The 26,748-nt window shown below is 69.7% G+C and carries 22 protein-coding genes; 8 read left to right on the forward strand and 14 right to left on the reverse strand.

Annotated elements, in window-relative coordinates; translation table 11 throughout:
• Nucleotides 1–78: 78 nt before the first annotated feature.
• The 4 genes from HWX00_RS25315 to pdxR all read right to left on the reverse strand — a co-directional run bounded on the left by HWX00_RS25315 (nucleotide 79) and on the right by pdxR (nucleotide 5,814).
• A complete protein-coding gene (locus HWX00_RS25315) occupies nucleotides 79–1,146 on the reverse strand; it encodes an ABC transporter ATP-binding protein (protein WP_175028655.1) in 1,068 nt (355 codons plus the stop codon).
• A complete protein-coding gene (locus tag HWX00_RS25320) occupies nucleotides 1,139–2,911 on the reverse strand; it encodes an ABC transporter permease (protein ID WP_034191530.1) in 1,773 nt (590 codons plus the stop codon). The genes HWX00_RS25315 and HWX00_RS25320 overlap by 8 nt, the downstream gene beginning before the upstream one ends.
• A 113-nt stretch (nucleotides 2,912–3,024) precedes the next feature.
• Nucleotides 3,025–4,125: an ABC transporter substrate-binding protein gene (locus tag HWX00_RS25325; protein WP_034191529.1), complete on the reverse strand. Its 1,101-nt coding sequence runs from the start codon at nucleotides 4,123–4,125 to the stop codon at nucleotides 3,025–3,027.
• Nucleotides 4,126–4,341: 216 nt separating this feature from the next.
• Nucleotides 4,342–5,814: a MocR-like pyridoxine biosynthesis transcription factor PdxR gene (gene pdxR, locus HWX00_RS25330; protein WP_059556458.1), complete on the reverse strand. Its 1,473-nt coding sequence runs from the start codon at nucleotides 5,812–5,814 to the stop codon at nucleotides 4,342–4,344.
• Between the two features lie 103 nt (nucleotides 5,815–5,917).
• On the opposite strand from pdxR, the gene HWX00_RS25335 reads away from it, so the two are divergent.
• From HWX00_RS25335 to HWX00_RS25345, 3 genes are all read left to right on the forward strand, one after another.
• Nucleotides 5,918–7,153, forward strand: a complete 1,236-nt coding sequence (locus HWX00_RS25335) for a multidrug effflux MFS transporter (protein WP_175028656.1) — start codon at nucleotides 5,918–5,920, stop codon at nucleotides 7,151–7,153.
• Between the two features lie 125 nt (nucleotides 7,154–7,278).
• Nucleotides 7,279–7,959, forward strand: a complete 681-nt coding sequence (locus tag HWX00_RS25340; protein ID WP_069705315.1) for a response regulator — start codon at nucleotides 7,279–7,281, stop codon at nucleotides 7,957–7,959.
• Nucleotides 7,956–9,377: a sensor histidine kinase gene (locus HWX00_RS25345; protein WP_034191526.1), complete on the forward strand. Its 1,422-nt coding sequence runs from the start codon at nucleotides 7,956–7,958 to the stop codon at nucleotides 9,375–9,377. Before HWX00_RS25340 ends, HWX00_RS25345 begins: the two co-directional genes overlap by 4 nt.
• Nucleotides 9,378–9,419: 42 nt before the next feature.
• On the opposite strand, the gene HWX00_RS25350 is transcribed toward HWX00_RS25345, so the two are convergent.
• The 8 genes from HWX00_RS25350 to HWX00_RS25385 form a co-directional block, all read right to left on the reverse strand.
• Nucleotides 9,420–10,286, reverse strand: a complete 867-nt coding sequence (locus tag HWX00_RS25350) for an MOSC domain-containing protein (RefSeq protein ID WP_049029624.1) — start codon at nucleotides 10,284–10,286, stop codon at nucleotides 9,420–9,422.
• Between the two features lie 89 nt (nucleotides 10,287–10,375).
• Nucleotides 10,376–11,329: an ABC transporter substrate-binding protein gene (locus tag HWX00_RS25355; RefSeq protein WP_034191524.1), complete on the reverse strand. Its 954-nt coding sequence runs from the start codon at nucleotides 11,327–11,329 to the stop codon at nucleotides 10,376–10,378.
• Between the two features lie 34 nt (nucleotides 11,330–11,363).
• Nucleotides 11,364–12,548, reverse strand: coding sequence for a c-type cytochrome (locus HWX00_RS25360; RefSeq protein ID WP_175028657.1), 1,185 nt, complete (start codon nucleotides 12,546–12,548; stop codon nucleotides 11,364–11,366).
• Between the two features lie 50 nt (nucleotides 12,549–12,598).
• On the reverse strand, nucleotides 12,599–13,414 hold the full coding sequence (locus HWX00_RS25365; RefSeq protein ID WP_175028658.1) for an ABC transporter ATP-binding protein: 816 nt from the start codon (nucleotides 13,412–13,414) through the stop codon (nucleotides 12,599–12,601).
• Nucleotides 13,408–14,499, reverse strand: coding sequence for an ABC transporter permease (locus HWX00_RS25370; protein WP_175028659.1), 1,092 nt, complete (start codon nucleotides 14,497–14,499; stop codon nucleotides 13,408–13,410). Before HWX00_RS25370 ends, HWX00_RS25365 begins: the two co-directional genes overlap by 7 nt.
• A 4-nt stretch (nucleotides 14,500–14,503) precedes the next feature.
• Complete coding sequence (locus tag HWX00_RS25375; RefSeq protein ID WP_034191520.1) at nucleotides 14,504–15,538, reverse strand: ABC transporter substrate-binding protein; 1,035 nt, start codon at nucleotides 15,536–15,538, stop codon at nucleotides 14,504–14,506.
• Nucleotides 15,539–15,568: 30 nt separating this feature from the next.
• Complete coding sequence (locus HWX00_RS25380) at nucleotides 15,569–16,408, reverse strand: class II aldolase/adducin family protein (RefSeq protein WP_175028660.1); 840 nt, start codon at nucleotides 16,406–16,408, stop codon at nucleotides 15,569–15,571.
• 23 nt (nucleotides 16,409–16,431) lie between these two features.
• Nucleotides 16,432–17,517, reverse strand: coding sequence for an LLM class flavin-dependent oxidoreductase (locus HWX00_RS25385; protein ID WP_049032552.1), 1,086 nt, complete (start codon nucleotides 17,515–17,517; stop codon nucleotides 16,432–16,434).
• A 214-nt stretch (nucleotides 17,518–17,731) separates the two neighbouring features.
• Between HWX00_RS25385 and HWX00_RS25390 the strand changes: the two genes are divergently transcribed.
• A complete protein-coding gene (locus HWX00_RS25390) occupies nucleotides 17,732–19,066 on the forward strand; it encodes an acyl-CoA dehydrogenase family protein (protein ID WP_175028661.1) in 1,335 nt (444 codons plus the stop codon).
• A gap of 61 nt (nucleotides 19,067–19,127) precedes the next feature.
• Here the strand turns inward: HWX00_RS25390 and HWX00_RS25395 are convergent, their stop codons facing one another.
• Complete coding sequence (locus HWX00_RS25395) at nucleotides 19,128–20,102, reverse strand: LysR family transcriptional regulator (protein WP_175028662.1); 975 nt, start codon at nucleotides 20,100–20,102, stop codon at nucleotides 19,128–19,130.
• A 17-nt stretch (nucleotides 20,103–20,119) separates the two neighbouring features.
• Here HWX00_RS25395 and HWX00_RS25400 point away from each other — a divergent pair, with 17 nt between their 5' ends.
• Both HWX00_RS25400 and HWX00_RS25405 read left to right on the forward strand, forming a co-directional pair.
• On the forward strand, nucleotides 20,120–20,686 hold the full coding sequence (locus HWX00_RS25400; RefSeq protein WP_034191515.1) for a cysteine dioxygenase family protein: 567 nt from the start codon (nucleotides 20,120–20,122) through the stop codon (nucleotides 20,684–20,686).
• Nucleotides 20,687–20,786: 100 nt separating this feature from the next.
• Nucleotides 20,787–22,412: a rhodanese-related sulfurtransferase gene (locus HWX00_RS25405; protein WP_175868153.1), complete on the forward strand. Its 1,626-nt coding sequence runs from the start codon at nucleotides 20,787–20,789 to the stop codon at nucleotides 22,410–22,412.
• Between the two features lie 43 nt (nucleotides 22,413–22,455).
• On the opposite strand, the gene HWX00_RS25410 is transcribed toward HWX00_RS25405, so the two are convergent.
• The gene (locus HWX00_RS25410; RefSeq protein ID WP_175029364.1) at nucleotides 22,456–23,598 is read right to left on the reverse strand and encodes a glycerophosphodiester phosphodiesterase; all 1,143 of its coding nucleotides are present in this window, start codon (nucleotides 23,596–23,598) and stop codon (nucleotides 22,456–22,458) included.
• A 374-nt stretch (nucleotides 23,599–23,972) separates the two neighbouring features.
• Here HWX00_RS25410 and HWX00_RS25415 point away from each other — a divergent pair, with 374 nt between their 5' ends.
• The gene (locus HWX00_RS25415; protein WP_175029363.1) at nucleotides 23,973–25,037 is read left to right on the forward strand and encodes a phytoene/squalene synthase family protein; all 1,065 of its coding nucleotides are present in this window, start codon (nucleotides 23,973–23,975) and stop codon (nucleotides 25,035–25,037) included.
• A 477-nt stretch (nucleotides 25,038–25,514) separates the two neighbouring features.
• Nucleotides 25,515–26,732: a porin gene (locus HWX00_RS25420; protein ID WP_175029362.1), complete on the forward strand. Its 1,218-nt coding sequence runs from the start codon at nucleotides 25,515–25,517 to the stop codon at nucleotides 26,730–26,732.
• Nucleotides 26,733–26,748 lie beyond the last annotated feature (16 nt).

Genomic DNA, 26,748 nt, shown 5'->3' on the forward strand with positions numbered 1-26,748 from the left:
GACACCGGGAGGCGTCCGCCGGACGGGAAGTCCATGCGTGGCGGGATGCGCGGCGGCACGTGAGCCGCCGCGACCGGGTCAGCCCGCTTTCGCGAACGCCCAGCAGTCGTTGGTCGGGAATTCGATCCAGTGCTTGCCGGCCGCGCGCGGCACGTGGCCGAACGCGCGCAGGCGCATGTCGCCGCAATGGAACAGGTATTCCCAGCGGTCGCCGAGATACATCGACGTGACGAGGTCGGCCTGCAGCCGGTTCGCGCCCGGGCCGTCGGTGACCTGCACGCGTTCGAGGCGGATCACGGCCTGCGCGTCCTGGCCCGGCGCGAGCGTGTCGCGGGCCAGCGCCCGCAGTTCCCAGCCGTCGCCGGCGAGCGTCACGCATTCGCCGTCGATCGCGGCGACGCGCGCATCGATCCGGTTGTTGCTGCCCATGAATTCGGCGGTGTACAGCGAGCGCGGCGCGCCGTACAGCTCGGCCGGCGTGCCTTCCTGTTCGATGCGGCCGTTGCGCAGCAGCAGGATGCGGTCGGACATCGCCATCGCCTCGGTCTGGTCGTGCGTCACGCACAGGGCCGACAGCCCGAGCGACACGATCAGCTCGCGCAGCCACGCACGCGCTTCCTCGCGCAGCTTCGCGTCGAGGTTCGACAGCGGCTCGTCGAGCAGGATCACCGGCGGGTTGTAGACGAGCGCGCGTGCGATCGCGACGCGCTGCTGCTGGCCGCCCGACAGCTGGTGCGGAAAACGTTCCGCGAGATGGCCGAGGCCGAGCTGATCGAGCGCGGTCTGCACGCGGCGCTTCTGTTCGGCCAGGGCGACGCGGCGCAGCTTCAGTCCGTAGCCGACGTTGTCGGCGACGGTGCGGTGCGGCCACAGCGCGTACGACTGGAACACGAGGCCGAGCGAGCGCTGCTCGACGGGCAGGTCGACGCGTTTCGCGCCGTCGAAGAACACGCGGTCGTCGAGCTGGATGCGGCCGTCGGACGGCTGTTCGAGGCCGGCCACCGCGCGCAGCAGCGTGGTCTTGCCGCTGCCCGACGCGCCGAGCAGGCACACGACTTCGCCGGCCTTCAGTTCGAACGACACGCCCTTGAGGATCGGATTGGCGCCGTAGCTGAGGTGCAGGTCGTCGACGATGAGCTTATCCATGAAGTTTCACTCCGAAGCGCAGGGCCACGCCAAGACCGGCGCCGACCATCGCGATGTTGATGACAGAAAGCGCGGCGACCTGGTCGACGGCGCCGGTCGCCCACAGCGACACGAGCAGCGCGCCGATCACTTCGGTGCCGGGCGACAGCAGGTAGACGGCCGTCGAGTATTCGCGCTCGAAGATCATGAAGATCAGCAGCCACGCGGCGAGCAGGCCGAAGCGCACGAGCGGCAGTGTCACGTCGAGCGACACGCGGCTGCGCGTCGCGCCGACGCTGCGGCCGGCTTCCTCGAGTTCCGGGCCGACCTGCAGCAGCGCGCTCTGGATGAGGCGCATCCCGTACGCGAGCCACACGACCGTGTACGCGATCCAGATGCTCCACATCGAGTTCTTCAGTTCGCGCAGGCCTGGCACGAACAGGAAGATCCACAGGAACGCGAGACCGGCGAGCAGGCCCGGCACCGCGCGCGGCAGCAGCACGAGGTAGTCGAGCAGCTTGGTCGCCCAGTCGGGGCGGCGGTGGCCGGCGAACGCGACGAGCGAGTAGAAGCCGATCGCGAGCGCGCCGCCGATCACGCCGATGCCGAGCGTGTTGACGATCGCGCGCACCAGGTTGTCCTGCTCGAACAGCTCGATGAAGTTCGACAGCGTCAGCACTTCGGCGAGCGCGACGCCTTCGCCCCAGTTGGTCACGAATGCGCGCAGCACGATGCCCGAGATCGGCACGATCACGGTCAGCATCAGCCACAGTACGACGATCGCGAGCGCGACCCAGCGCCACACGCCGAGCGGCAGCACCGTCGTCCGGCCGGCCTTGCCCTTCACGGTGACGAAGCGGTTCGCGGTCTTCAGCAGGCGGCGCTGCAGCAGCACGAGCGGGAACGTGATCGCGACGATGCACACGGCGACCGCGGCCATCAGGTGATACGACGGCACGCCGAGCTTGTTGGTCAGCTTGTACAGGTAGGTCGCGAGCACCAGGTGGCCTTCCGGATCGCCGAGCACGAGCGGCAGCCCGAACACTTCGAAGCCGAGGAAGAACACGAGCACGCCGGCGAACAGCAGCGCGGGCATCGTCATCGGCAGGCTCACGTCGAGCGCGACGCGGAACGGGCGGGCGCCCGCCACGCGCGCGGCTTCCTCGACGTCCGAGCCGAGGTTGCGCAACGCGGCCGACGAATACAGGTACACGTGCGGCACGTGCGTGAGGCCGACGATCACCGTGATCGCGAAGACCGAGTACACGTTCCAGGGGATGTTCTGTACCCCGAACAGTTCCTTGAACCACACCGAGTAGAAGCCGACCGGTCCGGCCGCGACCACGTAGCCGAACGCGAGCACCATCGGCGACACGAACACGGGCGTGAGCAGCAGCGGTTCGAGCCAGCGACGGCCGGGCAGGTCGGTGCGCACCATCAGGAACGCGAGGATGCCGCCGAGCGGGATCGAGATGAACAGCATCCCGCCGGCGATGATGAACGAGTTCTTCACGGCCGACCAGAAATCGGGATCGCTGAAGACGAAACGGAAGCCGTCGATGCCGAGCGTCTTGTTCGCGTCGAAGAACGGCGCGGACAGCAGGCTCTGGAACAGGATGAAGCCGAGCGGCAGTGCGACCGCGATGGTGAGTACCGCGACGACGATCCAGCGCAGCATGCCGGCGAGCGGCTGCAGGCTGTTGACCGGCAGCGCGGGAATCGCGTCGCGCGGGCCGGCGGCGGGTGGCGCGGCCGGTGCCGTGCCGGGGGTGCTGGTTGAAAGCATGAGTTCGCCCCTGCGGCCATCCGGATGGCCGCCTCAAGGAAGTCGGTAAGGGGAAGGGCCGCCCGCGCGACGTGCGGCGGGCGGCCGTGGGTCGGCCGGAGCCGGTCAGCGGATCAGCTCTTGATCGCCTGCTGCCATTGCTTCAGGAACGCGAGCCGCTTCGACTGGTCCAGATAGACGAGCAGGCCGGTGCCGATCTGGATCGGCTTCAGCGAATCGCCGAGTTCCTTCGTGAGGCTCGCGGCCGACGTCTCGCCGGTCACGTCCGTGCGGATCGCGTACAGGTTCGCCTGGTTCGCGATCATGGTCTGGCCGCGTTTCGACAGCAGGTAGTCCACCCACAGCTTGGCGGCGTTCGGGTTTTTCGCCTTCTTCGAGATGGTGGCGAGGCGGCTCACGATCTGCGTGTAGTCCTTCGGAAACACGTATCCGATGGACTTGTCCTTCTTCGCCTTCGCGTACGCATACGAACCGATGATGTTGTAGCCGATCAGGTTCTCGCCCGACGAGATGCGCTCCATCATCGCGCCGGTGCTCGACTGCAGCTTCGGGCCCGTCGCGCCGATCGCCTTCACGAGTTCCCACGTGACCTTCTCGTTCAGGTGCGCGTCCTGCGTCAGCGCGTTGAAGCCGACGCCGGATTTCTCGACGTCGTACGTCGTGAGCTTGCCCTTGAACTTGTCCGGTTGCGACGCGAGCAGCTTGATCAGCTCGGCGCGCGTCTTCGGCACTTCGTTCTCGGGGATCAGGCGCTTGTTGTAGACGATCGCGAGCGGCTCGAAGGTCGTGCCGTACGCCTGCTTCTGGTACTGCGCCCATTGCGGCACGTTCGGGCTTTCGGGCGAATCGTAGGCCGCCATCAGGCCGTCGTTGACGAGCTTGACCTGCAGGTCCATCGCGGAGCTCCACAGCACGTCGGCGCTGGTGCTGCTCGCCGCGTTTTCGCTGATGTAGCGGTTGTACAGCTCGGTGCTGTTCATGTCGTTGTACTCGACCTTCACGCCGTACAGGCTTTCGAAGTCCTTGATCAGCGGGCGCACGAGGCCCGTGTCGGTCGTCGAGTAGACGATCAGCTTGCCTTCCTTCTTCGCGGCGTCGATCACGCCCTGGTAATTACCCGGATACCCGGCCGGAACCTGCGCGACGGCGCCGCCGGCGGCAGTGCCCAGGACGATCGCCAGTGCGGCGGCAACGCGCTTCGGTGCAAACGACATGTCTTCCTCCAGTTATGCGTGGTGTTGTTCGAGTGACGCGGATGTTAATTGCGGGGCACTTTCAGCCTGCTTTCATTCCCGTTCACAATCGCGTCGTTTGCGTCATGGATTTCCCGAGGTCGCGGCGGCCGCCGCCGCGGGTTGCGCGGCGTGCGGCATGGTTCGGACGGGAACAGAAGCGGGGCCGGGCAGGCGCGGGAACGCCCGCAACGACCGCTAGGCGGAGGCCGCCAGCAACTGGCCGAGGATCCGGCCGCCATGCCGTGCATGCGCGGCCGTCAGCGCGGAATATCCGACGACGACACCCGCTTCACGCCGGGCGCTTCGGCAGAATTCGCGGATCGGCTGCAACGCGATGCCGGCCGCGCGGGCCCGGGCGACAACCGTCGCGTCGTCCGTCCCGGGCGGCAGCCACAGCACGAAATGAAAGCCCGCGTGCTCGCCGGATACCGCGAACCGTCCGCCGGCGTGCTTCGCCAGCTGCTCGAGCACGATGTCGCGCCGCTGGCGGTACGCGTGCCGCGCGGCGCGCAGGTGCTTCGCGAAATCGCCGCTGGCGATGAAGCGGGCCAGCGCCAGTTGCGGCGCTGCGCCGACCGCGCGCGCGGTCGCATGCCACACGGCCGACAGCGCCGGCCGCAGCGCTTTCGGTACGACCATGAAGCCGATGCGCAGCCCCGAGAACAGCGTCTTGTTGAACGAGCCGCAGTAGATCACGCGGTCGCACGCGTCGAGCGATTTCAGCGCGGGCAGCGGGGCGGTCTGGTAGCTGAATTCGCCGTCGTAGTCGTCTTCGACGATCCACGCGCGGCCGCGCTGCGCCCAGTCGAGCAGTTCGAGCCGGCGCGACACCGACATCGTGACGCCGAGCGGTGCCTGATGCGCGGGCGTCACGTAGACGGCACGCGCATCGGGATGCCGGTGCAGCGACGCCGTGTCGATGCCTTCCCGATCGACCGGCACGTCGATCACGGTCGCGCCCGCGATCGTGAAGATCTGCCACGCCGACACGTAGCCGGGATCTTCCATCAGCACCGTCGAGCCCGGCGCGAGCACCGTGCGCGCGACGAGGTCGATCGAATGGCGGATGCCGGTCGTGATGAAGATGTCGCCGGCGTCGCACGGAATGCCGCGATATTCGCGCAGGTACGCGGCGATTTCGTCGCGGAGGCTGTCGACGCCTTGCGCGGGCGTCGCGCCGAGCTCGTTGGCCGTCGCGGCAAGCAGGCTCGCGCCGAGCGCCTTCTTCCATTGCTGCATCGGCATCAGGCCGGGATCGGCGAGCCGCGCGACGAACGGGACGCCCGGGCGCACGCCGTGTTCGGATTCGGACTCGTCCGGGCCGCCTGCCGGCTCGCGGTGTGCGTTGCCGGGACGAGGCTGCGCGGCCGCGCGCAGATAGCTGTCCGGCACCACCGCGCAGACGCGCGTGCCGGACCCTCGCGTGCGGGCGATGTAGCCCTCGGCGCACAGGATGTCGTACGCCGCTTCGACGGTGCCGCGCGCGATGTCCCAGCGCACGGCCAGCGTCCGGCTGGACGGCAGCGGGCTGTCGGCAGGCAGCAGGCGCTTCAGGATCGCGTCGCGAATCGTGTCGGCAATGCATTCCTGCTTCGACGACGGGCTGCCGGCCGACAGCCCGGAAGGGCGCGGCAGATCGAGCGGAATCGCGGCTTTGCCTCGCGGCATAGTGGTCCAGTCGGTGGTCGATTTAATGGTCCTTCAGCTTATATCACTTTCCCCTTAGATTGCTGTCGACCCTTTCTCCTCGGACCGGAAACGGACTTGCCGCATGAAGACACGCTCATTGCCCCAGCGGGGCTGGTTGTTCCTGTTGATGCTCGTCGTGTGCCTGCCGCGCGTCACGATCGATGCATACCTGCCGTCGCTGCCCGCGATGGCGGACGCGCTGCACGGCACCGACGCCCAATTGCAGCTCACGCTCACCCTCTACATGGTCGGCTATGCGCTGTCGATGCTGGTGTCGGGGCCGTTGTCCGACCGTTACGGGCGCCGTCCCGTGCTGCTCGGCGGTCTGTGCGTGTACGTCGTCGCGAGCGTGGCGTGCGCGCTGTCGAGCGGCGTCGCGGCCCTCATCGTCGCGCGCATCTTTCAGGCGCTCGGCGGCTGCACCGGCACGGTGATCGGCCGCGTCATCGTGCGCGAGCGCTTTCCGGCCGCGACGCAGGCCACGATGCTCGGCCATATCTCGGCCGGCATGGCGCTGTCGCCGGTGGTCGCGCCGCTGGCCGGCAGCGCGATCGCCGCGTGGCTCGGCTGGCGCGGCGTGTTCGGATGGCTCGCGGCGGGCGGGCTGGTCGCGACCGCGATGGTGCTGCGCGTGCTGCCCGAGACGCGCGAACAGGCCGCGCGGCCGGCGCCGGGCCCCGGGCTCCTGCGGACCTACGCCGGCCTGCTGCGCGAGCGACGTTTCCTGCGCTACTCGCTCGCGATCAGCTTCGTTTACTGCACGTACTACCCGTTCATCGCGGAATCGTCGACGCTGTTCCAGCGGCAGATCGGCGTGTCCGGCCCGGTCTATGCGGCGATCTTCGGCGTGACCGTGTTCGGCTACCTGATCGGCTCGAGCGCGTTCGCGCGGACCGGCGGGCGCTGGCAAGCCGATTCGGTCATCGCGGCGGCGGCCGCCGTGAATCTGGCCGGCGCCGCCATGCTGTGGGCCGGCGGCGCGCTCGCCCCGATGTCGGTGGCCGCGCTGGTCGTGCCGATGTTCGTCGTGATGATCGCGGTCGGGATCGCGATTCCGGCGTGCCAGTTCGCGGTGATGCAGCCGTATACGCAGATCGCCGGCACCGCATCGGGGCTGTTCTTCTTTATCCAGATGGCGATCACGGCCGCGTGCGGCGGCGTGCTGGCGTGGCTGTCGGACGGCACCGCGCACCCGATGATCGTCGTGACGGCCGGCGCGAGCGTCGCGTTCGTCGCGGTGGTCGTCGGCTTTCGCGAGCGGCGCGCGGCCGGCGATGCGCGCTTCGCGGCGCCCGGTCATCCCGCGGCGGAACGCTGAGCGGCGGCCGCCGGCGGCGCGCGCGGCGGCTTGGCGGCCCCCGCGCAACCCGTGTTTCCGCGAGGCGTCGACATGGAAAGGATCATGTAATGTAGCGGCCTGTCGCTGACCTTACCGGAATCCCCATGCGCGTGCTGCTCGTCGAAGACAATCCGAACCTGGCCCAGTCGCTGAGCGATGCGCTGAGCGCCGCGCGCTTCGCGGTCGATCACATGGCGGACGGCGAGGCGGCGGACCACGTGCTGCGCACGCAGGATTACGCGCTGGTGATCCTCGATCTCGGGCTGCCGAAGCTCGACGGGCTGGAGGTGCTGCGGCGGCTGCGCGCGCGCCGCAACCCGGTGCCGGTGCTGATCCTCACCGCGCACGGGTCGGTCGAGGACCGCGTGAAGGGGCTCGATCTCGGCGCCGACGACTATCTCGCGAAGCCGTTCGAGCTGACCGAGCTGGAGGCGCGCGCCCGCGCGCTGATCCGGCGCAGCCTCGGCCACGAGCATTCGCTCGTGGCATGCGGGCCGCTTTCGTACGACAGCATCGATCGCAGCTTCCATCTCGCGGGCGAGCCGCTGTCGCTCACGCCGCGCGAGCGCTCGGTGCTCGAGGTGCTGATCCTGCGCAACGGCCGCGCGATCAACAAGGACACGCTGTCGGAGAAGATCTTCGGGCTCGACGAGTCGGTCAATGCCGATGCGATCGAAATCTACGTGTACCGGTTGCGCAAGAAGCTGGAGAACACGGGTGTCGCGATCGTCACGCTGCGCGGGCTCGGTTATCTGCTCGAAGCGAAGGCGGAGAACGACGAATGATTCGCCCGAACCTGCGCACGCAGGTCGCGCTGTGGCTGCTGCTGCCGCTGCTCGGGCTGCTCGCGCTCGACTCGTGGCTCACGTACCAGCGCGCGATGAACGCCGCGCACGTCGCATTCGACCGTACGCTGTCGTCGTCGCTGAAGTCGATCCGCGAAGGCGTGCGGCTCAACGACGGCGAGATCGAGGTCGACCTGCCGTATCTCGCGCTCGAAATGCTCGAATCGAGCGACGGCGGCAAGATCTACTACCTGATCCGCGAGGACAACGGCCACACGATCACCGGCTACCCGGACCTGCCGCTGCCGCAGGGACGCGACGCGGGCGACGGCGAACTGTTCGTCACGCGTTACTACGACGTCGTGTATCGCGGCGAGCAGTTGCGGATGGCCGCGCTGCGCATCCCGGTGCACGACGTGCCGACCGCGCAGTCGCGCATCGTGTGGGTGATGGTCGGCGAGACGATCGAGGCGCGCCAGGCGCTCGCGCGCGAGATCCTGGTCGGGTCGCTGCTGCAGGAGGGGCTGCTCGTCGTGCTCGCGCTCGGGATCGTGTGGCTCGGCGTCGGGCGCGGGCTGCGGCCGCTGAACCGGCTGTCGGCCACCGTGGCCGCGCGCAGCGAGGACGACACGACGCCGCTCGATACCGGTGCGATGCCGAGCGAGCTCACGCCGCTCGTCGATTCGATCAACCAGTACATCGGCCGCACGCAGCGGATGCAGGTTGCGCGGCGCCGCTTCTTCGCCGATGCGGCCCATCAGCTGAAGACGCCGCTCGCGGCCGTGCAGGCCGGCGTCGAACTCGCGCTGCGGCCCGACGAGCAGCCGCGCGCGAACGGGCACCTGCGGCGTGCGAACGGCGCGGTGCGGCAGGCCGCGAAGATCGTCCAGCAACTGCTGTCGCTGTCGCGGCTCGATTCGGACAGCGGCCATGCGATCGCGCACAAGCCGGTCGAACTGCACCGGCTCGCGCGCAGCGTGACGCTCGACTGGTCGCCGGTCGCCCGGGCGCGCGACATCGATCTCGGCTTCGAGCACGAGGCCGATGTCGACGTGCTCGGGCAGCCCGATCTGCTCGGCGAGATGGTCGGCAACCTGATCGACAACGCGATCCGCTATGCGGGCGACCACGCGGTGATCACGGTGCGCGTGTCGCGCGACGGCGAGCACGCGCGGCTCGACGTGATCGACAACGGGCCGGGCATCCCGGCGGACGAGCGCGACGCGGTGTTCGAGCGTTTCCATCGCGGCAGCAAGACGCAGACGGTCGAGGGAACGGGGCTCGGGTTGTCGATCGTGCGGGAGATCGCACGCGTGCATCAGGGCAGCGTGACGCTGGCCGATGCGGCCGGCGGCGGACTGATCGTGACGATCCGGCTACCGGCGGCGGCGACCGAGGCGGTGCCGCGCGCCGCGTGATCGCGCGTGAGGAGGCGGGACGGGAAAGGGCGGTGGTCCGGCTCAGTCGCCGAACCCGATCTCCGCTTCGACCGGCTGGCCGATTTCGAGCCACGCACCGGCGCCTTCGACGACGATCGCATTGATGCCGAACGTCAGCGCGTCGTCGTGGTTCGGGTTCGCGCGATAGGTCTGCAGCGTGTCGGTCGGCTCGTGCGGCCAGGCGGGGTCGGGCGCGCCGGTGGCCTGGTCGATCGTCGGCATCGGGCAGCGCGTGCACAGCTTCACGAGGCGCAGCCGCACCGGCGTGTCGCCGTCGGCGTCGAGGTGTTCGACGAAATCCTCCTCGTACGCGTCGAGATCCGACACGACGATGTTCGGGCGGAAGCGGTTCATCGGAATCGCCGGCGCGCCTTTCGCGGCGAGCCGCGCGTTCAGGTCGTCGAGCGACGACTGCCCGATCACGAGCAGCGGATAGCCGTCCGCGAACTGCGTGTGCGTTTCGATCTCGCCGGTCCATTTGCGGTTGCAGCCGCGGCGCGCGTCGGGCCCGAAGCGCGCGAGCTTCGTCGGCGTACCGAGGTATTCGGTGAGCCACGCGGCCGTGTCGGCGCCCGTGTCGATCGCGTCGACGGTGTCGCGCCAGACGGTCGCCGCCATCCCGGGCGTCGCGGGCGAAGCGTCGCCGTCGAGCGGCGTGCGGATTTCCGGCATGCCCGGCGCGTTCAGCACGAGCGCGTCGTTGTCGAATGCCGTGCGGATCAGCGCGAGGCGCGGGTGCGTGCGCTGCGTGATCATCTGCCCGTCGGGATCGGTGATCAGCCAGTGGCGGTCGTACGCGAGGCCCGTTTCGAGCAGTTGCGCACGCGTCAGCGCGATGCCGGCGCAGGATTTGATCGGATAGACGAAGAGTTCGGTGATGGCTGGCATGACGCTGGCTGAACGCGGGATGGTCGAATCGCGATTGTGCCAGATCGTGCCGAAGCCGTTTGGGCCGTTGCACGCTGCCGCGCGGCCGTTCAGGCGAGCGGAAAGCCCGTATCGAACGTCGTGCGCACGTCGAGCGGCTGGCGCAGCAGCCCGGCCTTCAGGTAGAAGTCGGCCGTGCGCTGCTGTTCGGCGATCACCGTCGCGTCGATCGGCAGCCAGCGCGTGTTGCGGCGCTCGAACTGCAGCTTCGCGGCGGCCGGCGGAATGCCGATGATGCGCGCGAGCGCCGCCGAATACGCGTCGACGTGCCGGTACGACCACGTCTGCGCGCGCACGACGCGCCGCAGGAAATCGTGCAGCACGTCGCGCTTCGACGCGATCGCCGCGTCGGTCGCCGCGAGATAGCTGAGGCCCGACCACAGCCCGCGGCCGTTGACCAGCACGCGTGCGCGGCCGCTCGTTTCGGCGAGCGCCGTGTAGGGCTCCCAGGTCGCCCATGCGTCGATCGAACCGGTGGCGAGCGCCAGCATCGTGTCGGCCGGCGGCAGGAAGCGGAACGACACCGCATCGGGCGGCAGGCCGGCCGCGTCGAGCGCCTTCAGCGTGACGAAATGGCCGATCGAGCCGCGCGTGGTGCCGATGCGCTTGCCCTTCAGGTCGGCCGCGCCTTTCAGCGCCGCGTCGGGTTGCACGAGCACGGCCGTGCCGTACGGATCGGAACGGTTCGCGCCGATCACCTTGATGCGGGCGCCCGACGCGAGCGCGAAGATCACCGGCGCGTCGCCGATCGGGCCGCAGTCGACGGCCGCCGCGTTCAGGGCTTCGGCGAGCGGCGCGGCGGCCGGGAATTCGGTCCACGCGATGTCGTACGCGAGGCCGTTCAGTTCGCCGGCCGCTTCGAGCAGCGCGCGCAGCCCGCCTTTCTGGTCGCCGGCGCGCAGCAGCGGCCGTGCGCCCGATTGCGCGCGCAGTGCGGCAGGCGCCGCGGCGATCGTGGCGAGGGCGCTCGCCTGTGCGAGGAAATGGCGTCGGGTCGGATTCATCGTGGAGTTCGGTTGGAAGAACGGGTTCAGGGATTCAATGCGGGAGCCCGGCCTGCACGTCGCGCACGGGTTCGGTGTCGACGCGCAGCAGCAGTGCGGTCAGCGCGTCGCCGCCGGCGGCCGGCACGGTCGGTCGTGCCGCCGCACTCGAGCGGCACAGCAGGTCGGCATCCGACCAGCCGGCGCTGCCCGGCAACGCGCGCGCCCGCAGCCAGCCTCGGCGATCGGCGAGCAGTTGCGTGCCGCCGAGCGCATCGGGCGCGATGCCGGCAATCGTGGCGAACGCGCGCCACGTATCGGGCGTCGTCGCGACGCAGTTCGCGCGCGTGCCGATCGAGGGCGCCGCGACGGACGCGCCGCGTTCGGTGACGAGCAAGGTTTGCCAGCGCGCGTCTTCCGGCGGCGGCGTCGCGCCCGGCGCGAGCGCGACGATCCGCACGCGCTGGCCTTCGCGCCAGCGATCGAGCGGTTGCGGCGCGGCGTCGCCGCAGCGCACGTCGAGCGCCGGCAGCGGGACGGGCACCGGCCATGCGCCTTCCGCCTGCGCGCCGCTGCCCGCGGCCAGCGCCTTCAGGTAGTCGAGCACGGCCCACGTGTCCTGCGGGCCGAGTGTCGCGGCGAACCCGGGCATCGTCGACGCGCCGTGCTCGTCGCGTGTGCCGTGCCGCACGCGCCAGAACAGTTCGCCGTCGAGGCGCCGCGCGAGCAGCGTGCCGGCAAAGGTCGGCGGCCAGTGCGCGAGCGTGGCCGCGAGCGGCCCTTCGCCACGGCCGTCCGCGCCATGGCACGCGGCGCAGTGTTGCGCATACAGGTGCGCGCCGCGCATCACGCTCGATACGGAAAACGGCGCGGGATCGCGCTGGAAGCTCGTCGGCACGGCCGGCGCGAGCCACAGCGACGAAGGCGGCCACGGCGCGAACCACGCGACGGCCAGCGCGGCGAGCGCGGAGGCGACACGCCGCCTGCGCGAAACGAGCGCGATGCAGGCGAGCACGACCGCCAGTGCCGTCGCTGCGCACGCGAACGCGAGTTGCCGCGTCAGTCCGGCATCGATGCGCAGCGTTTCGAGCGCGATACGGTGCGCCCATGGCCACGCGCCCTGACCGTCCGCGTCCGCCGTCAGGCCGAGCGCGTGCAGCACACGTGCCAGCGCGATTTGCGCGCGATACAGCAGTTGCAGGAACGCGATCGCCCAGTCGGAGAAGAGCGGTGCGTTCATCGCACGCGCCAGAGCCGGGCAGCGACCGGACGTCGAACGGCACCCGGCATCTACCAGCTCGCGTCGAGTCCGAGATGCCGCAGCGCGTCGTGGCGCAATTCGGCGAGGCGCGGGTCGCCGCGATGGCGCGGGTAGGGCAGGTCGACGTGCAATTCGGCGACGATCCGTGCCGGGCGGGGACCGAACACGATCACGCGCTGCGCGAGGAACAGCGCTTCCTCGACGTCGTGCGTGACGAGCAGCGCGGAGAAACCGTCGCGTTGCCACAGCGCGGTCAGCTCGGCCTGCATCGTGAGCCGCGTCAGCGAATCGAGCTTGCCGAGCGGCTCGTCGAGAATCAGCAGGCGCGGATCGTTGACGAGCGCGCGGGCGAGCGCGACGCGTTGCGCCATCCCGCCGGACAGCTGATGCGGGAACACGTTCGCGAAGTCCTGCAGCCCGACGCGCGCGAGCGCATCGTCGACGCGATGCTGCGCGGTGCGCGCCACGCCGCGCGCTTCGAGGCCGAGTGCGACGTTCGCGCGCACGCGCCGCCACGGGTACAGCGTCGGATCCTGGAACACGACGATGCGCGACGGATCGGGGCGCTCGATCGGCACGCCGTCCTGCGCGATGCCGCCTTGCCGTGCCGCGTCGAGCCCCGCGACGAGGCGCAGCAGCGTCGATTTTCCGCAACCGCTCGGGCCGAGCAGCGCGACGAATTCGCCGGCCGCGACCGACAGCGTGACGTCGTCGAGCACCGGCAGCGCACCGCCGGGCCCGTCGAACGCATGGCTCACGCGGCGAATGTCGATGCGCGCGCCGCGTGGCGCGGTGACGGCGGGTGCGGCGGCAACGGGGGAGTCCAGCACGGCGGCGCTTACCATTTGACGGTTCCTTTCTGCCACGCGAGCACGCGGTCGCGCACCGCGAACAGCAGCGCGATCAGCCCGGAAAACAGCAGCGCCATCACGATCAGCGCCGCATACATGTTCACGTACGACGCCCAGCCCTGCGCCCAGCTCAGGTACCAGCCGAGCCCCGACTTCACGCCCATCATTTCCGCGACGACCAGCACCGTGAACGACGCGCTCAGCCCCATGAAGATGCCGACGAACACGTGCGGCAGCGCGGCCGGAATCGCGACGCGCAGCACGAGGAAGCGCGCGTTCGCGCCGAGCGTGCGCGCGACGTCGTAGTACTGCTTGTTGACGCTCGCGACGCCCGACCACGTGAGCACCGCGACCGGGAAGCCGGTGGCGAGCGCGATCAGGAACGCGGCGGCCGAATAGCTCGACGGGAAGAAGTAGAACGTGAGGGGCAGCAGCGCGGTGGCCGGCACGGGGCCGAGCACGCGCAGCACCGGATGCACCCAGTAGCCGATCCGGCGCGACCAGCCGATCGACACGCCCACCGCGAAGCCGACCGCGACGCCGTACGCAAACCCGAGCGCGAGCAGCCTCAGCGTATTGCCGGCGCTGCCCGCGAGTCGCGGCCAGTCGTCGACGTAGACCTCGATCAGCGCCTGCGGCGGCGCGAAGAACGGCGTCGGCAGCCAGCCGGTTTTCGCGGTGACGATCTCCCACGCGGCGAGCACGAGCGGCAACGCGACGAGCCACGGCCCGGCCGGGCGTACGCGGGCGAGCCGCGTGCGCGTGGCGGGGACGAGATGGCCGAGCGTCGCGGCGGCCAGCAGCAGTGCGGCGATCGTCCACGCGGCCGTGCCGAACGTGTCGGTGTACGCCCAGTCGCTGAAGCCGACGATGCGGTTCGGCCACAGTTGCGTGAGCGCGCCGAGCGCGGCCCACGCGAATGCGGCGACGATCCCGGTCGGCCAGAGGCGCGCGCGGCGCGTTTCGGCGGCCTGCGTGGCTTCGCAGGCCGTGCAGGCGACGCGCGCGGACGGGGCGGCACTGCCGCCGGCAGGTGCCGGCGCAGTGCGGGCGGCGGAAGCGTGTTCGATCGTCGACATCGCGTTACCCCAGTACGTTGGCGTAGACCTGCTGCGCGAAGCGCTGCGGGTCCGTGCTCTTCTTCAGCACGCTGATGCGGCGGAAGTCGTCCGCATAGAATGCGATCTCCTGCTGCAGGTCGACGTTGGTCGGGTGATGCGTATAGGTGAGCGTCGCGTACAGCTTGCGCAGATCCTCGGGGTCGATCTTCGGCGAGTATTTCGCGAACACCTTCGCGGCTTCGTTCGGGTTGTCGTGCGTGTATTCGGTGGCCTGCACGATCGAGCGCGCGAGTGCGGCGGCCGACGGCCGGTCGTTGCGGACGAGATCGCCGCGCGCGCCGATCACGCAGCACACCTTGCGCGCGTATTCGCCGGACAGGTTCGTCGCGAGTTCCGTGTACGCGCCGTTGCTGCGCTTCTCGAGCAGATAGAGGTTCGGGTCGCCGTCGGCGATCGCGTGAATCTCGCCCTTGTCGACCGCGACGCCGAGCAGGTCGGCCGGATACTGCCGCCACGTGATGTCGCGCTCGGGATCGATCCCGTTCTTCGCGAGCAGGATCGAGAAGAAGTGCTTGCCGGGCGCGGCCAGATCGCTGACGCCGACCGTCTTGCCCTTCAGCGCCTGCAGCGTCGTGACGCCGGCCGCCTTCGCGCCGAGCAGCCGCACGCAACCGCCGTGCGAACTGCCGATGATCTTCACGTCGAAGCCGGCTTCGAGCGGCTTGAGCCAGCGGTGGATCATCCCGACCGCCGCATCGGCCTTGCCGGTCGCGATCGATTCGAGCAGCTGGTCGGTCGAGCCGCTGTAGTTGATCAGCTCGACCTTCAGGCCGTTTTTCTCGAAGAAGCCGCGCTCCTGCGCGACGACGATCGGCGTCAGGCAGAACGCGTTCTGGTTCCACGCGAACGTGAGCTTCTTCAGCGGCGGCGCGGACCATGCCTTGCGGCCGAGCGTGATCGCCGGCGCGGCGAGCGCGGCGGCGCCGGCCGCGCGCAGCAGCCGGCGGCGTTTGTCGTCGTGCGCGCCGGCGGGCGCGGGTGCGGTGGTGTGGGTCATCGTCTGGTCTCCGGTCTTGCGGAAAGGCGCTCAGTCGAGCAGGTCGGGTTCGTCGGCGAGGACGCGCGCGAACAGGCTGTCGAACGCATGCAGCGCACCGTCGGGGCCGCCGATCTGGCCGTGCGTGTGGCGCGCGGTGGCGTGATCGATCGGCTGCGGCGTGCCGGCCGCTTCCGCCAGCAACTGCGTGTGCGCGACGTTGTCGAGCGCGATGTACCACCATGCGGCGGCCTCGACCGTCGGGCCGGCCGTCAGGATCCCGTGGTTCTTCAGGATCACGCCCTTGTGCGTGCTGCCGTCCGGTTTCGCGAGCGCATCGGCGATCCGTGCGCCTTCGCTGGTATCGACGACCATCCCCGTGAAATCGCCGAACAGCGCGTGATCCTCGTAGAACACGCATGCGTCCTGCGTGAGCGGATCGAGCGGACGGCCGAGTGTCGACCACGCCTTGCCGTAGGTCGAGTGCGTGTGCGCCGCGGCGACGACGTGCGGATGGGCTTCGTGGATCGCCGCATGGATCGCGAATGCGGCCTTGTTCAGCGGCCGCGTGCCGATCGCGGTCTCGCCGCGGGCATTCACGAGCAGCAGGTCGGACACCTTGATCTGCGAGAAATGCACGCCGAGCGGGTTCACCCAGAAGTGATCGGGCAACTCCGGATCGCGCGCGGTGATGTGGCCGGCGAGGCCCGACGCGAAACCGAAGCGCGCGAACAGGCGGAACGCGGCCGCGAGCCGCTCCTGCCGGTGGCGGCGCTCGGCGGCGACGTCGATGCGCGGCGCGGTCGGGTCGAACCAGAAATGCTGGCGCGGCGCTTCGGCGAGTTCGAGGCCCGATGCGGTGCGCACGGGCGAGGACAGGACGGCGGACATGATGAGGTATCGCTCCGTTGGGCTCAGGCGGCGCGACGTGCGGCGTCGCGGGCGGCGACGGCGCCGCGCACGCGCGGAATCAGTTCGCGGCCGTAGTCGATCGCGTCTTCCAGCGGGTCGAAGCCGCGGATCAGGAAGGTCGTCACGCCGAGGTCGTAGTAGTCGAGCAGCGCATCGGCGACCTGCTCGGGTGTGCCGACGAGCGCCGTCGAGTTCGAGCGCGCGCCGGTGAGCTTCGCGATCTCGGTCCACAGCCGCTTGTCGACGCGCGAGCCGCGATCGGCCGCGGCAAGCAGGCGGCGCGCGCCTTCACTCTGCTGCGGGCCGCCGGCGCCGAGGCCGGCCGCTTCGCGCAGGCGGCGCGTTTCGTCGAGGATGCGGTGCGCGCGCGCCCACGCTTCGTCTTCGGTCGCGGCGAGGATCGGGCGGAACGACACCGAGAAGCGCACCTGCCGGCCGTGCTTCGCGGCTTCGGCGCGCACGCGGGTGGTCAGGTCGCGCACCTGGTCGAGCGACTCGCCCCACAGCGCATAGACGTCCGCGTGCTTGCCGGCCACCGCGAGCGCGGCTTCCGACGCGCCGCCGAAGTAGATCGGCACATGCGGCTGCTGGAACGGCTTCACTTCCGAAAAACCCTGCGTGAACCGGTAGTGCGCGCCGTCGTGATCGAACGGCTGCGCTTCGGTCCAGATCCGCCGCAGGATGCCGAGGTATTCGTCGGTGCGTGCATAACGCGCGTCATGGTCGAGGAAATCGCCGTCGCGCTGCTGCTCGCTGTCCGAGCCGCCGGAGATGAAGTGCACGGCGAGCCGGCCGCGGCTGAACTGGTCGAGCGTCGCGATCTGCCGCGCGGCGAGCGTCGGCGCGGTGAAGCCCGGACGATGCGCGAGCATGAAGTGGATGCGCTCGGTCGCGGCCGCGGCGAACGCGATCGTCAGCGTCGCCGACGGGCCGGTCGAATGATGCGGCACGAGGATCCGGTCGAAGCCGGCCGTTTCGTGGGCGCGCGCGAAGTCGCGCACGTAGTCGGGATCGACCACGGGGCCGGACGCCGGGTGGATTTCCGATTGCTTCTGGCTCTGGATCATGCCGATGAATTCGACGCTCATCTGGGTCTCCGGTGCGGGGATGTCCCGGCGCACGGCCGGGCAGGAATGGAGCGCAGGTTAACGCCGGGATCATGCGGAACGGAAATAATCAATCCCGATTTGAATATCAGATTTGCATGGTTTGGGCCGGATTGCGTTACGCATACGCTGTGGGCTCGTGAATGATCGGGCGCGCGTTGGCGCCGTGTTTGCACTCCCCAGGGAATCCGTCTCGATGTCCGCCAGCCTTGCCGCTTCCTCGCCGTCCCCGCAGCCTGCGCTGCGTCTCCTGCCTGCCGACCCGGCCGACGATGCGAACGACGCACGCGTCGCCGCGCTGCTCGACCGCCTCGCGCCCGACCTGGCCGCCGATGCGGCCCGCAACGACGCCGACGGCCGTTTTCCGCACGAGAACTTCGCGCGGCTGCATCGCGCGGGGCTGATCGCGCAGGTCGTGCCGCGCGAGCATGGCGGCGCCGGTGCGACGCTCGCGCAGGCGAGCCGGATCGTGGCCGCCGTCGCGCGGGCCGATCCGGCGACCGCGCTGGTGCTGACGATGACCTATCTGCAGCATCGCGCGCTCGGCCGCGCCGACAACCGCTGGCCGGCCCCGGTGCGGCGCGCGGTGTTCGACAGCGCGGTTGCGCACGGCGCGCTGATCAACGCGCTGCGCGTCGAGCCGGCGCTCGGATCGCCGTCGCGCGGCGGGCTGCCGGCCACGATCGCGCGCCGCGACGGCGACGGCTGGCGGCTGTCCGGCCACAAGCTCTACAGCACCGGCATTCCGGCACTGCGCTGGCTGGCCGTGTGGGCGCGCACCGACGAACGGGAGCCGCGCGTCGGCGTGTTCCTCGTGCCGCGCGACCGTGACGCCGATGGCGAGCGCATCCGCGTGATCGAAAGCTGGAACCACCTCGGCTTGCGCGCATCGGGCAGCCACGAAGTCGTCTTCGACGACGTGCGGCTGCCGGCCGATCACGCGGTCGACGTGCGTGCACCGGGAGAGTGGGCCGTGTCGGCCGCGACCCATGCGGATGCCGACGCGCAGGCCGACCAGCAGGCGTGGATGGTCGTGCTGCTCGGCAGCCTGTACGACGCGGTCGCGCGGGCGTCGCGCGACTGGCTGGTCGAATTCGCGACGACGCGTGCGCCGAGCGGGCTCGGTGCGCCGCTCGCGACGTTGCCGCGCGTGCAGGAAGCGGTCGGCGAAATCGAGGGCTGGCTGCACACGAACCGCGTGCTGCTCGACGATCTCGTCGCGCGCACCGATGCGGGCAATGCGCCGTCGGTCACGACGAGCGGCCTCGTCAAGCGAACCGTGACCGAGCACGCGATCCGCACGGTCGAGCAGGCGTTGAAGCTGTCGGGCAATCATGGGCTGAGCCGCGCCAATCCGCTCGAACGCCACTATCGCGACGTGCTGTGCAGCCGCGTGCATACGCCGCAGGACGACGCGATCGCGGTGGCGGCGGGGCGGGCAGCGCTCGACGCGGCGAGCGCGAGCGACACGACGGCCGGGGCGGGCGCAGCGCCACGCGACGACGCCGAACGCGGTCGACCCGATGCGTGAGCGCGGCAGGGTTGCCGCGCAGGGAAGCCGGGCGGCGCGCAGCAGGCGCCGCCCCGTCCGGTCAAGCGGCCTTGCCGTGCGACTGCTCGGGTACCGCGAACGCCGTGCGCGCATGCGCGGCAACGGCCGCGAGCGGCGCGTCGAAGCGGGCCGCATCGTGCCGGCGCAGCAGCCACAGATCGATCTGCGGCTTGAAATCGGCGAGCGGCACGATGTCGAGCGCGTCGCGCAACGGGCTGCCTTCGACGAGCGGCAGCGGCATCAGCCCGATACCGAAGCCGTTCGCGACGCTCTGCAGTTGCAGGTCGCGGCCGTAGGCGTCGAGCGTGACCGGCATCGGCAGGCCCTGCGCGTCGAGCGCGCGCCGCAGCCCCGCGCGAAAGCCGCAGCCGTCGGGATTGAGCACCCAGCCGCGCGCGTGGCAATCGGCGAGCCGGTAGCTGCGGCGCGGCCAGTCGCCCTTGCGGCCGACCGCGACGAGCCGCGTGGCCAGCAGCCGTTCACCCTCGACGTGCGCCGGCAGCACCATCTCGCGTGCGAGGAACACGAGCGCCGCGTCGAGTTCGCGGCGCGCGACGCGCTCGACGAGCGCGCCGCCCCAGGCCGTCGCGACCTGGGTCGCGAGCGCCGGCCACTGCGCGGCGAGTTCGGCGATCAGGACGGGCAGCATCAGTTCGCCGAGTCCCTGCGTGAGCCCGATCCGGAATTCGCCGGCGGGCGGCTGCTCGCCGGCCGTCAGCTCGCGCAGCGCATCGACCTCGCGCAGGATCGCGCGACACTGCTCGAAGACCCGCTGGCCGATGTCGGTCGGGCGCGGCGGCTTCGTATTGCGGTCGAGCAGGGTCACGCCGAGCGCTTCCTCGAGATTCTGGACGCGCCGCGTGATCGCGGGCTGCGTCATCCCGAGCTCGGCCGCGGCCTGGCTCAGGGTCTGGCAGCGGACGACCGCTGCAAAAGCATCGATATCGCTAATTTTCATGTTTGTTCTGCATGGTCTTTCGGGTGCATCATGACGATCCATCATATTCGGCATCATATTCGAGGAGACGGCCGATGAGTACGCTTTCGTTGCAGCAGACGCCGCTGCGTCCGTTCGTCGACGGTCTGGGCACGCTGCTCGCGTCCGGCGCGAACGAGGCGCGCATTCTCGACGAGGGCGGCGCGCTGCTCGCCGCGCTCGTCGAACACGACGACTGGTTGCCCGACGCGTTCGCGCAGCCCGATCCCGAGCGCTATCGGCAATACCTGCTGCATCTCGACCCGGACGAGCGGTTCTCGGTCGTCAGCTTCGTGTGGGGGCCCGGCCAGACGACGCCGATCCACAACCACACGGTGTGGGGGCTGATCGGGATGCTGCGCGGCGGCGAGTTCTCGCAGCCTTACCGGTTCGACGCGGCAGGCAAGCCGGTGCCGGCCGGCGACGCCGTGCGGCTGGCGCCGGGCGAGGTCGAAGCCGTGTCGCCGCGCATCGGCGACGTGCATCGCGTGACCAACGCGTTCGCCGATCGCGTGTCGATCAGCATCCACGTGTACGGCGCGAACATCGGCAAGGTCGAGCGTGCCGTGTTCCTGGACGACGGCACCGTGAAGCCTTTCGTGTCGGGCTATTCGAATGCCTGACGCGGAGCCCGTCGGCGCGGCCCGTTGCGAGCATGCGCCGGCAGCACCAGAATCGACCCGTTTCGCTTTTTTCACCGACTTTAACGTTTTCAGAGACATCGTGACGCAATCCGCCGATTCCCTTTCCCGTTTTCCCGTCGCGTCGTACCAGGAGGTGCGCGCGCGGCTGCTGGCCCGCGACGAGCTCGCGCTGATCGACGTACGCGAGGAAGATCCGTACGCGCGGGGCCATCCGCTGTGGGCCGCCAATTTTCCGCTGTCGAAACTCGAACTCGACGCGTGGACGCGGATTCCGCGCCGCGACACGCCGATCGTCGTGTTCGGCGAAGCGGGCGGCGAGGATCTCGCGCCGCGCGCGGCCGAGAAGCTCGCGCAGCTCGGCTACACCGACGTGCGGTTGCTCGACGGCGGTCTCGCCGGCTGGCTGGCCGCGGGCGGCGAACAGTTCATCGACGTGAACGTGCCGAGCAAGTCGTTCGGCGAATGGGTCGAGGCCGAGCGTCATACGCCGTCGCTTTCGGCGCAGGAGGTGCAGGCGCTGATCGATGCGAAGGCCGACGTCGTGATCGTCGACGCGCGCCGGTTCGACGAATACCAGACGATGACCATCCCGACGTCGACGAGCGTGCCGGGCGCGGAGCTCGTGCTGCGCGTGCGCGCGCTCGCGCCGGATCCGGCGACGCAGGTGATCGTCAACTGCGCGGGCCGCACGCGCAGCATCATCGGCACGCAGTCGCTCGTCAACGCGGGGCTGCCGAATCCGGTCGCGGCACTGCGCAACGGCACGATCGGCTGGACGCTGGCCGGCCAGACGCTCGAGCATGGCGCGGCGCGCCGCTTTCCGGACGAGATCGACGCGACGCAGCGCGCGCAAGCGCGCCAGGCCGCCCGGGCGGTGGCCGAACGCGCCGGCGTGCCGCGGATCGCGCTGGCCGACGTCGCGGCGCTCGACGAGCCGGGCCGCACGCTGTACCGCTTCGACGTGCGCACGCCGGAGGAATACGAGGCCGGCCACCTGCCGGGCTTCCTGAGCACGCCGGGCGGCCAGCTCGTGCAGGAGACCGATCATCACGCGGCCGTGCGCGGCGCGCGGATCGTGCTCGCCGACGACGACGGCGTGCGCGCGGACATGACCGCGTCGTGGCTCGCGCAGATGGGCTGGGACGTGCGCGTCGTGGAACCGGCCGGCGCGGCGGCGTTCGGCGAGCGCGGCCAGCCGCCGCGCGACGTGCCGGCGACGCCGCCCGCGACCGAGGTGTCGCCCGCGACGCTCGCGGGCTGGCTGAAGGAAGCGGCGCCCGGCGAACTCGCGATCGTCGACGTGACGGCCAGCGCGAATTACGTGAAGCGCCATGTTCCGGGCGCGTGGTTCGCCGTGCGTGCGCAGTTGCGTGACGCGCTTGCCGCGATCCCGCCGGCGAAGCGCTATGTGTTCACGTGCGGATCGAGCCTGCTGGCGCGGTTCGCGGCGGACGATGCGCGTGCGCTGCTGCCGGCGTCGGCCGGCATCTCGGTGCTGACCGGCGGCACGGCCGCGTGGATCGACGCCGGACTGCCGCTCGAAAGCGGCGAGACGCGTCTCGCGTCGCCGCGCGTCGACCGCTACCGGCGCCCGTACGAAGGCACCGACAATGCGGCCGCCGCGATGCAGGCGTATCTCGACTGGGAATACGGGCTGGTCGACCAGTTGAAGCGGGGCGGCACGCACCACTTCAACGTGATCTGACCGATACGGTGCGACCGGGCGCGCCGCGCCCGGTTCGCGCGTGTCAGCGCTTGAACGTATCGACGGCCGTGCGGCCGACGGCCGGATCGTCGGTGAAGAAGCCGTCGATACCCGCGCGCAGGTACGCCTGGATCTCGCGCACCGAGCCCGCCGTGTTGCGCGTGGCCGGCGTGCCGCCATCCTTCAGCGACGCGGGCAGGAAGTTGTTCTCCGGGCGGAACGTGTACGGATGCACGACGAGGCCGGCCTCGTGCGCGTCGCGCACGTACGGTGTCGGCTGCTGCAGCGTGCCGTCCGCGGCGACCGCGATGATCGACGTCTTGTACGGCCCCACGCCGTTCGCATAGGTTGCGATCTCGCGCATGCCGTCGCGCGTCGACAGGTCGCCGTAGGTGCGCTTGTCGTTCGCCTTCACGAAGTCGTACGGGCGCTGGCCGGCTTCGTCCATCAGCTGCACGAGCTTCCAGTTCGGCTGGGTCGACTTGATCCGGTTGCGGATCGTCTTCAGGTTCGCGACCTCGAACGACTGGATGTAGACGGTCGCCGTGCGCGACGTATAGGTATCCTTCAGCAGCGCGTCGACGAGACGGTCCTCGAGCGACAGGTTGATCGACTGGAAGTAGGTGGGATGCTTGGTTTCCGGATACAGGTGGATCGTGCGGCCGGTCTGCGCGGACATCTGCTTCGCGAGCGCGACGATCTCGTCGAACGTCGGGATTTCGAACTGGTCGTTGTACGCGGTGTTCGCGGGGCGCACCTGCGGAATGCGCTCGCGTGCGCGCAGCGTCTTCAGTTCGGCGAGCGTGAAATCCTCGGTGAACCAGCCGGTCAGCTGCGCGCCGTCGATCGTCTTGGTCGCCTTGCGGCTCGCGAACTGCGGCAGCGCGGACACGTTCGTCGTGCCCGAGATCTCGTTCTCGTGGCGCGCGACGAGCACGCCGTCGCGCGTCGACACGAGGTCGGGCTCGATCACGTCCGCGCCGTCCTCGATCGCCTTGCGGTACGACGCCAGCGTGTGTTCGGGGCGCAGCGCGCTCGCGCCGCGATGGCCGACCACCTGGACCTTCGCGGAAATCGGCTGGGCGGGATCGCGCGTCAGATCGTCGCCGCCGCACGCGGCGAGCAGGAACGCGGCGGCACAGGCGAACGGGACGTAGCGCGGAGAGGTCGGGCGCTTGAAGAGCATGTCGATGAACCTTCGAAACGGGAGTCGGAAAAGGGGCGGTCGGTCCGTCGGCGCGGCAGGGGGCCGTGCCGCACGGGATCGAACGGTGCGCGATCGTCGCACCGAATAATTACATATGTATTACTTCGACCTTTCCATTCTGCTTTTTCAGGTCGCGATGCGCGTGGCGGGGGCGTCGACGATGGCCTGGCGGGCGCCGCGATCCGGCCGCCGCCGGCGGCCCGCGCGCCGGATGCACTAAACTTGCGGGAATTTTGCATCGCCGCGCCGGGGCGGACGCCCGCCTGACGCGACGATGCGGCGACTCGCGGCCGGCGCGGGCGCCCGGCGCCCGTGGGCGTCCGGGGCCCGCGCCGGCCGATTTTCCCCGACCCATGACGACTCGAACCGATTCCGCCTTCCTGCTCGGCGACCTGCTGAAGAACGTTTCCCGCTCCTTCTACCTGACGCTGCGCGTGCTGCCCGACGGCATGCGCGACCCGGTCGGCCTCGCGTACCTGCTCGCGCGCGCGGCCGACACGATCGCCGACACCGCGCTCGTTGCGCCCGATCGTCGTGCGGCGCTGCTGACCGGCCTGCGCGACGAGATCGAGCGCCTCGGCGACGGCGTGGCGTTGTCGCGCGCGCTCGAGGACGTGACGCGGATGCAGACCGATTCGCACGAGCATGTGCTGCTCGGCTCGATGGCGCCGATGCTCGCGCTGTTGCGCGCGCAGCCGGATGCGGATCGCGCGTCGATCCGCAAGGTCGTCGCGACGCTCACGTCGGGGATGGAATTCGATCTGCGCACGTTCCCCGACGAGCAGTCGGGGCAGGTCGCGTCGCTGCCGACGCGCGACGCGCTCGACCGCTACACGTACCTCGTCGCCGGCTGCGTCGGCGAGTTCTGGACCGACATGACGGGCGCGCACACGCGCGCCGCGCGCAGCTGGGACCTGCCGGACATGCGCGGGAAGGGCATCCGGTTCGGCAAGGCGCTGCAGATGACCAACATCCTGCGCGACTGCGCGAAGGACCTGCGCATCGGCCGCTGCTATCTGCCGGACGACGTGCTGGGCGCGCACGGGCTGAGCGTGGCCGACCTGATGCAACCGGACGCGTCGGCGCGCGCGCGCGGCGTGCTGGTCGACCTGTTGCGCGTGACGCTCGACCAGTATCGCGACGCCTGCCGGTACACACTCGCGATCCCGCGCCGTTTCGTGCGGCTGCGGCTCGCGTGCCTGTGGCCGATCATGATCGGCCTCGAAACGCTCGAGCTGCTGGCCGGCCACGATGCCTGGCTCGATCCGGCCAAGCCGGCCAAGGTGCCGAGAAAGCGCATCTACCGGATCATGGCGTCGTCGCTCGCGCTGGTCGGCTCGAACGCGGCGATCCGGGCGCGCACGACCGCGCTGGCGGACGCGGTGGCCGCGCGGCTCGCCGGCCCGGCATCACGCTGACACGCGCCGGCGCGGCGCGCCGGCATCTCCTTCGGCCCGCGTTCGCCGGGCCCGTCCTGTCCGATTTTCCCCACACGAACTGAAACGTTTTCATGATTTCGTTTCGCGAAACATGGGTGTCATGAACGTCAGCGATCCTGCGCGGCGGCGTGAATCGCGGCGTCAGCTGCGATCGCGCATTTGTAAGATGATTTTTTGCCGAAGGCGTCTGACAACATCGGACGGTCGTGTTGCACCAGTAAAAATGTAAAGCTAGGGTTTTCACCGGGAAATGCCGGAAAGGCCCACCGCGTAAGCGTTTTCAGGTGTTATGTAACCGCTTGGTGAACCCGCGCGTTGCGTCGATCATACGATGACCGACTGCACATGTTGGGAAACGATTGGTAATCCGTCAGAATCGCGTCGGCATGTACTCGCACATGTGTCAGTCATAAAACCACACCAGAAAAGAAATCATTCTTTGAGGACGGAGAATCAATGAAAAAGCGCGTCGCTTTCGCCATGACGGCAGTGGGCCTTGCAGCCGCTACCGCCGCCCACGCCCAGAGCAGCGTGACCCTGTACGGTATCGTCGACAACGGTATCGCTTGGCAGAACAACTCGTCGAGCACCGGCGCGGTCTCGGGTGGTCACTCGAAGGTGCAAATGTCCACCGGCGTGCGGGCAGGCAGCCGCTTCGGCCTGAAGGGCAGCGAAGATCTCGGCGGCGGCACGAAGGCGATTTTCCAGTTGGAAGCCGGCGTCAATACGGCTAACGGCTCGTCGCAGTGGACCAACGGCATCTTCACGCGTCAGGCATGGGTCGGGATGACCAACGCCACGTACGGTACGCTGACGGCCGGCCGCCAGTACACCGCGTACTACACGCTGCTGTCGCCGTACAGCCCGACGACCTGGCTGACCGGCTATTACGGCGCGCACCCGGGCGATATCGATTCGCTGGATACCAGCTACCGCGCGAACAACTCGCTCGTCTACATGTCGCCGAAGTTCTACGGCTTCACGGTCGGCGGTTCGTACTCGTTCGGCGGCGTGGCAGGCGCGACGAACCGCGGCTCGACGTGGAGCGCGGCGATCCAGTACCTGAACGGCCCGGCAGGCATCGCGGTCGGCTACCAGAAGGTCAACAACGCGACGCTGGGTGGCGGCGTGTGGGGCGCGAACTCGACGGTCCAGAACGGCCTGACGGCAACGGGCGACGGCAACCAGCCGGCAGTCTCGTCGATCAACAACGGCTACGCGACCGCGCAATCGCAGCAACGTGTCGCCGTGACGGCGGGCTACCAGTTCACGCCGGCATGGGATATTTCGGCGTCGTACTCGAACGTCCAGTACACGCCGGGCGTCGGTTCGTCGTTCCGCAACACGGCGATCTTCAACACGGCTGGCGCCGTGCTGCACTGGAAGGCAGCGGCTCAGTGGGACTTCGCGGCGGGCTACTCGTACACGGCGGCAACGCAGTCGAACGGCATCACGAGCTCGGCCAAGTACCACCAGGTCACGCTGTCGCAGTACTACAGCCTGTCGAAGCGCACGGGCCTGTACGCGGTCGAGGCTTACCAGCACGCCAGCGGCAACACGCTGAGCAAGACTGGCGGCGTCCAGGTGGCCACGACGTCGATCGGCGACGGCGTGGGCGCAGGTTCGAAGCAGAACCAGATCGGCGTCGGCGTCGGCCTGATCCACCGCTTCTGATGTCGCGCGGCGCGCG

Source organism: Burkholderia seminalis DSM 23518 (assembly GCF_902832885.1).
Taxonomy (GTDB): domain Bacteria; phylum Pseudomonadota; class Gammaproteobacteria; order Burkholderiales; family Burkholderiaceae; genus Burkholderia; species Burkholderia seminalis.

Excerpts from the sequence above, each read along its gene's own strand:
- HWX00_RS25390 (WP_175028661.1), top strand. The coding sequence starts at position 17,732 with ATGTCCGCCAGCCTTGCCGCTTCCTCGCCGTCCCCGCAGCCTGCGCTG.
- HWX00_RS25360 (WP_175028657.1), bottom strand. The coding sequence starts at position 12,548 with ATGAACGCACCGCTCTTCTCCGACTGGGCGATCGCGTTCCTGCAACTG.
- HWX00_RS25415 (WP_175029363.1), top strand. The coding sequence starts at position 23,973 with ATGACGACTCGAACCGATTCCGCCTTCCTGCTCGGCGACCTGCTGAAG.
- HWX00_RS25410 (WP_175029364.1), bottom strand. The coding sequence starts at position 23,598 with ATGCTCTTCAAGCGCCCGACCTCTCCGCGCTACGTCCCGTTCGCCTGT.
- HWX00_RS25375 (WP_034191520.1), bottom strand. The coding sequence starts at position 15,538 with ATGACCCACACCACCGCACCCGCGCCCGCCGGCGCGCACGACGACAAA.
- HWX00_RS25345 (WP_034191526.1), top strand. The coding sequence starts at position 7,956 with ATGATTCGCCCGAACCTGCGCACGCAGGTCGCGCTGTGGCTGCTGCTG.
- HWX00_RS25380 (WP_175028660.1), bottom strand. The coding sequence starts at position 16,408 with ATGTCCGCCGTCCTGTCCTCGCCCGTGCGCACCGCATCGGGCCTCGAA.
- HWX00_RS25395 (WP_175028662.1), bottom strand. The coding sequence starts at position 20,102 with ATGATGCCGAATATGATGGATCGTCATGATGCACCCGAAAGACCATGC.
- pdxR (WP_059556458.1), bottom strand. The coding sequence starts at position 5,814 with ATGCCGCGAGGCAAAGCCGCGATTCCGCTCGATCTGCCGCGCCCTTCC.
- HWX00_RS25340 (WP_069705315.1), top strand. The coding sequence starts at position 7,279 with ATGCGCGTGCTGCTCGTCGAAGACAATCCGAACCTGGCCCAGTCGCTG.
- HWX00_RS25350 (WP_049029624.1), bottom strand. The coding sequence starts at position 10,286 with ATGCCAGCCATCACCGAACTCTTCGTCTATCCGATCAAATCCTGCGCC.
- HWX00_RS25335 (WP_175028656.1), top strand. The coding sequence starts at position 5,918 with ATGAAGACACGCTCATTGCCCCAGCGGGGCTGGTTGTTCCTGTTGATG.
- HWX00_RS25365 (WP_175028658.1), bottom strand. The coding sequence starts at position 13,414 with ATGGTAAGCGCCGCCGTGCTGGACTCCCCCGTTGCCGCCGCACCCGCC.
- HWX00_RS25420 (WP_175029362.1), top strand. The coding sequence starts at position 25,515 with ATGAAAAAGCGCGTCGCTTTCGCCATGACGGCAGTGGGCCTTGCAGCC.
- HWX00_RS25400 (WP_034191515.1), top strand. The coding sequence starts at position 20,120 with ATGAGTACGCTTTCGTTGCAGCAGACGCCGCTGCGTCCGTTCGTCGAC.
- HWX00_RS25355 (WP_034191524.1), bottom strand. The coding sequence starts at position 11,329 with ATGAATCCGACCCGACGCCATTTCCTCGCACAGGCGAGCGCCCTCGCC.
- HWX00_RS25325 (WP_034191529.1), bottom strand. The coding sequence starts at position 4,125 with ATGTCGTTTGCACCGAAGCGCGTTGCCGCCGCACTGGCGATCGTCCTG.
- HWX00_RS25320 (WP_034191530.1), bottom strand. The coding sequence starts at position 2,911 with ATGCTTTCAACCAGCACCCCCGGCACGGCACCGGCCGCGCCACCCGCC.
- HWX00_RS25385 (WP_049032552.1), bottom strand. The coding sequence starts at position 17,517 with ATGAGCGTCGAATTCATCGGCATGATCCAGAGCCAGAAGCAATCGGAA.
- HWX00_RS25370 (WP_175028659.1), bottom strand. The coding sequence starts at position 14,499 with ATGTCGACGATCGAACACGCTTCCGCCGCCCGCACTGCGCCGGCACCT.
- HWX00_RS25315 (WP_175028655.1), bottom strand. The coding sequence starts at position 1,146 with ATGGATAAGCTCATCGTCGACGACCTGCACCTCAGCTACGGCGCCAAT.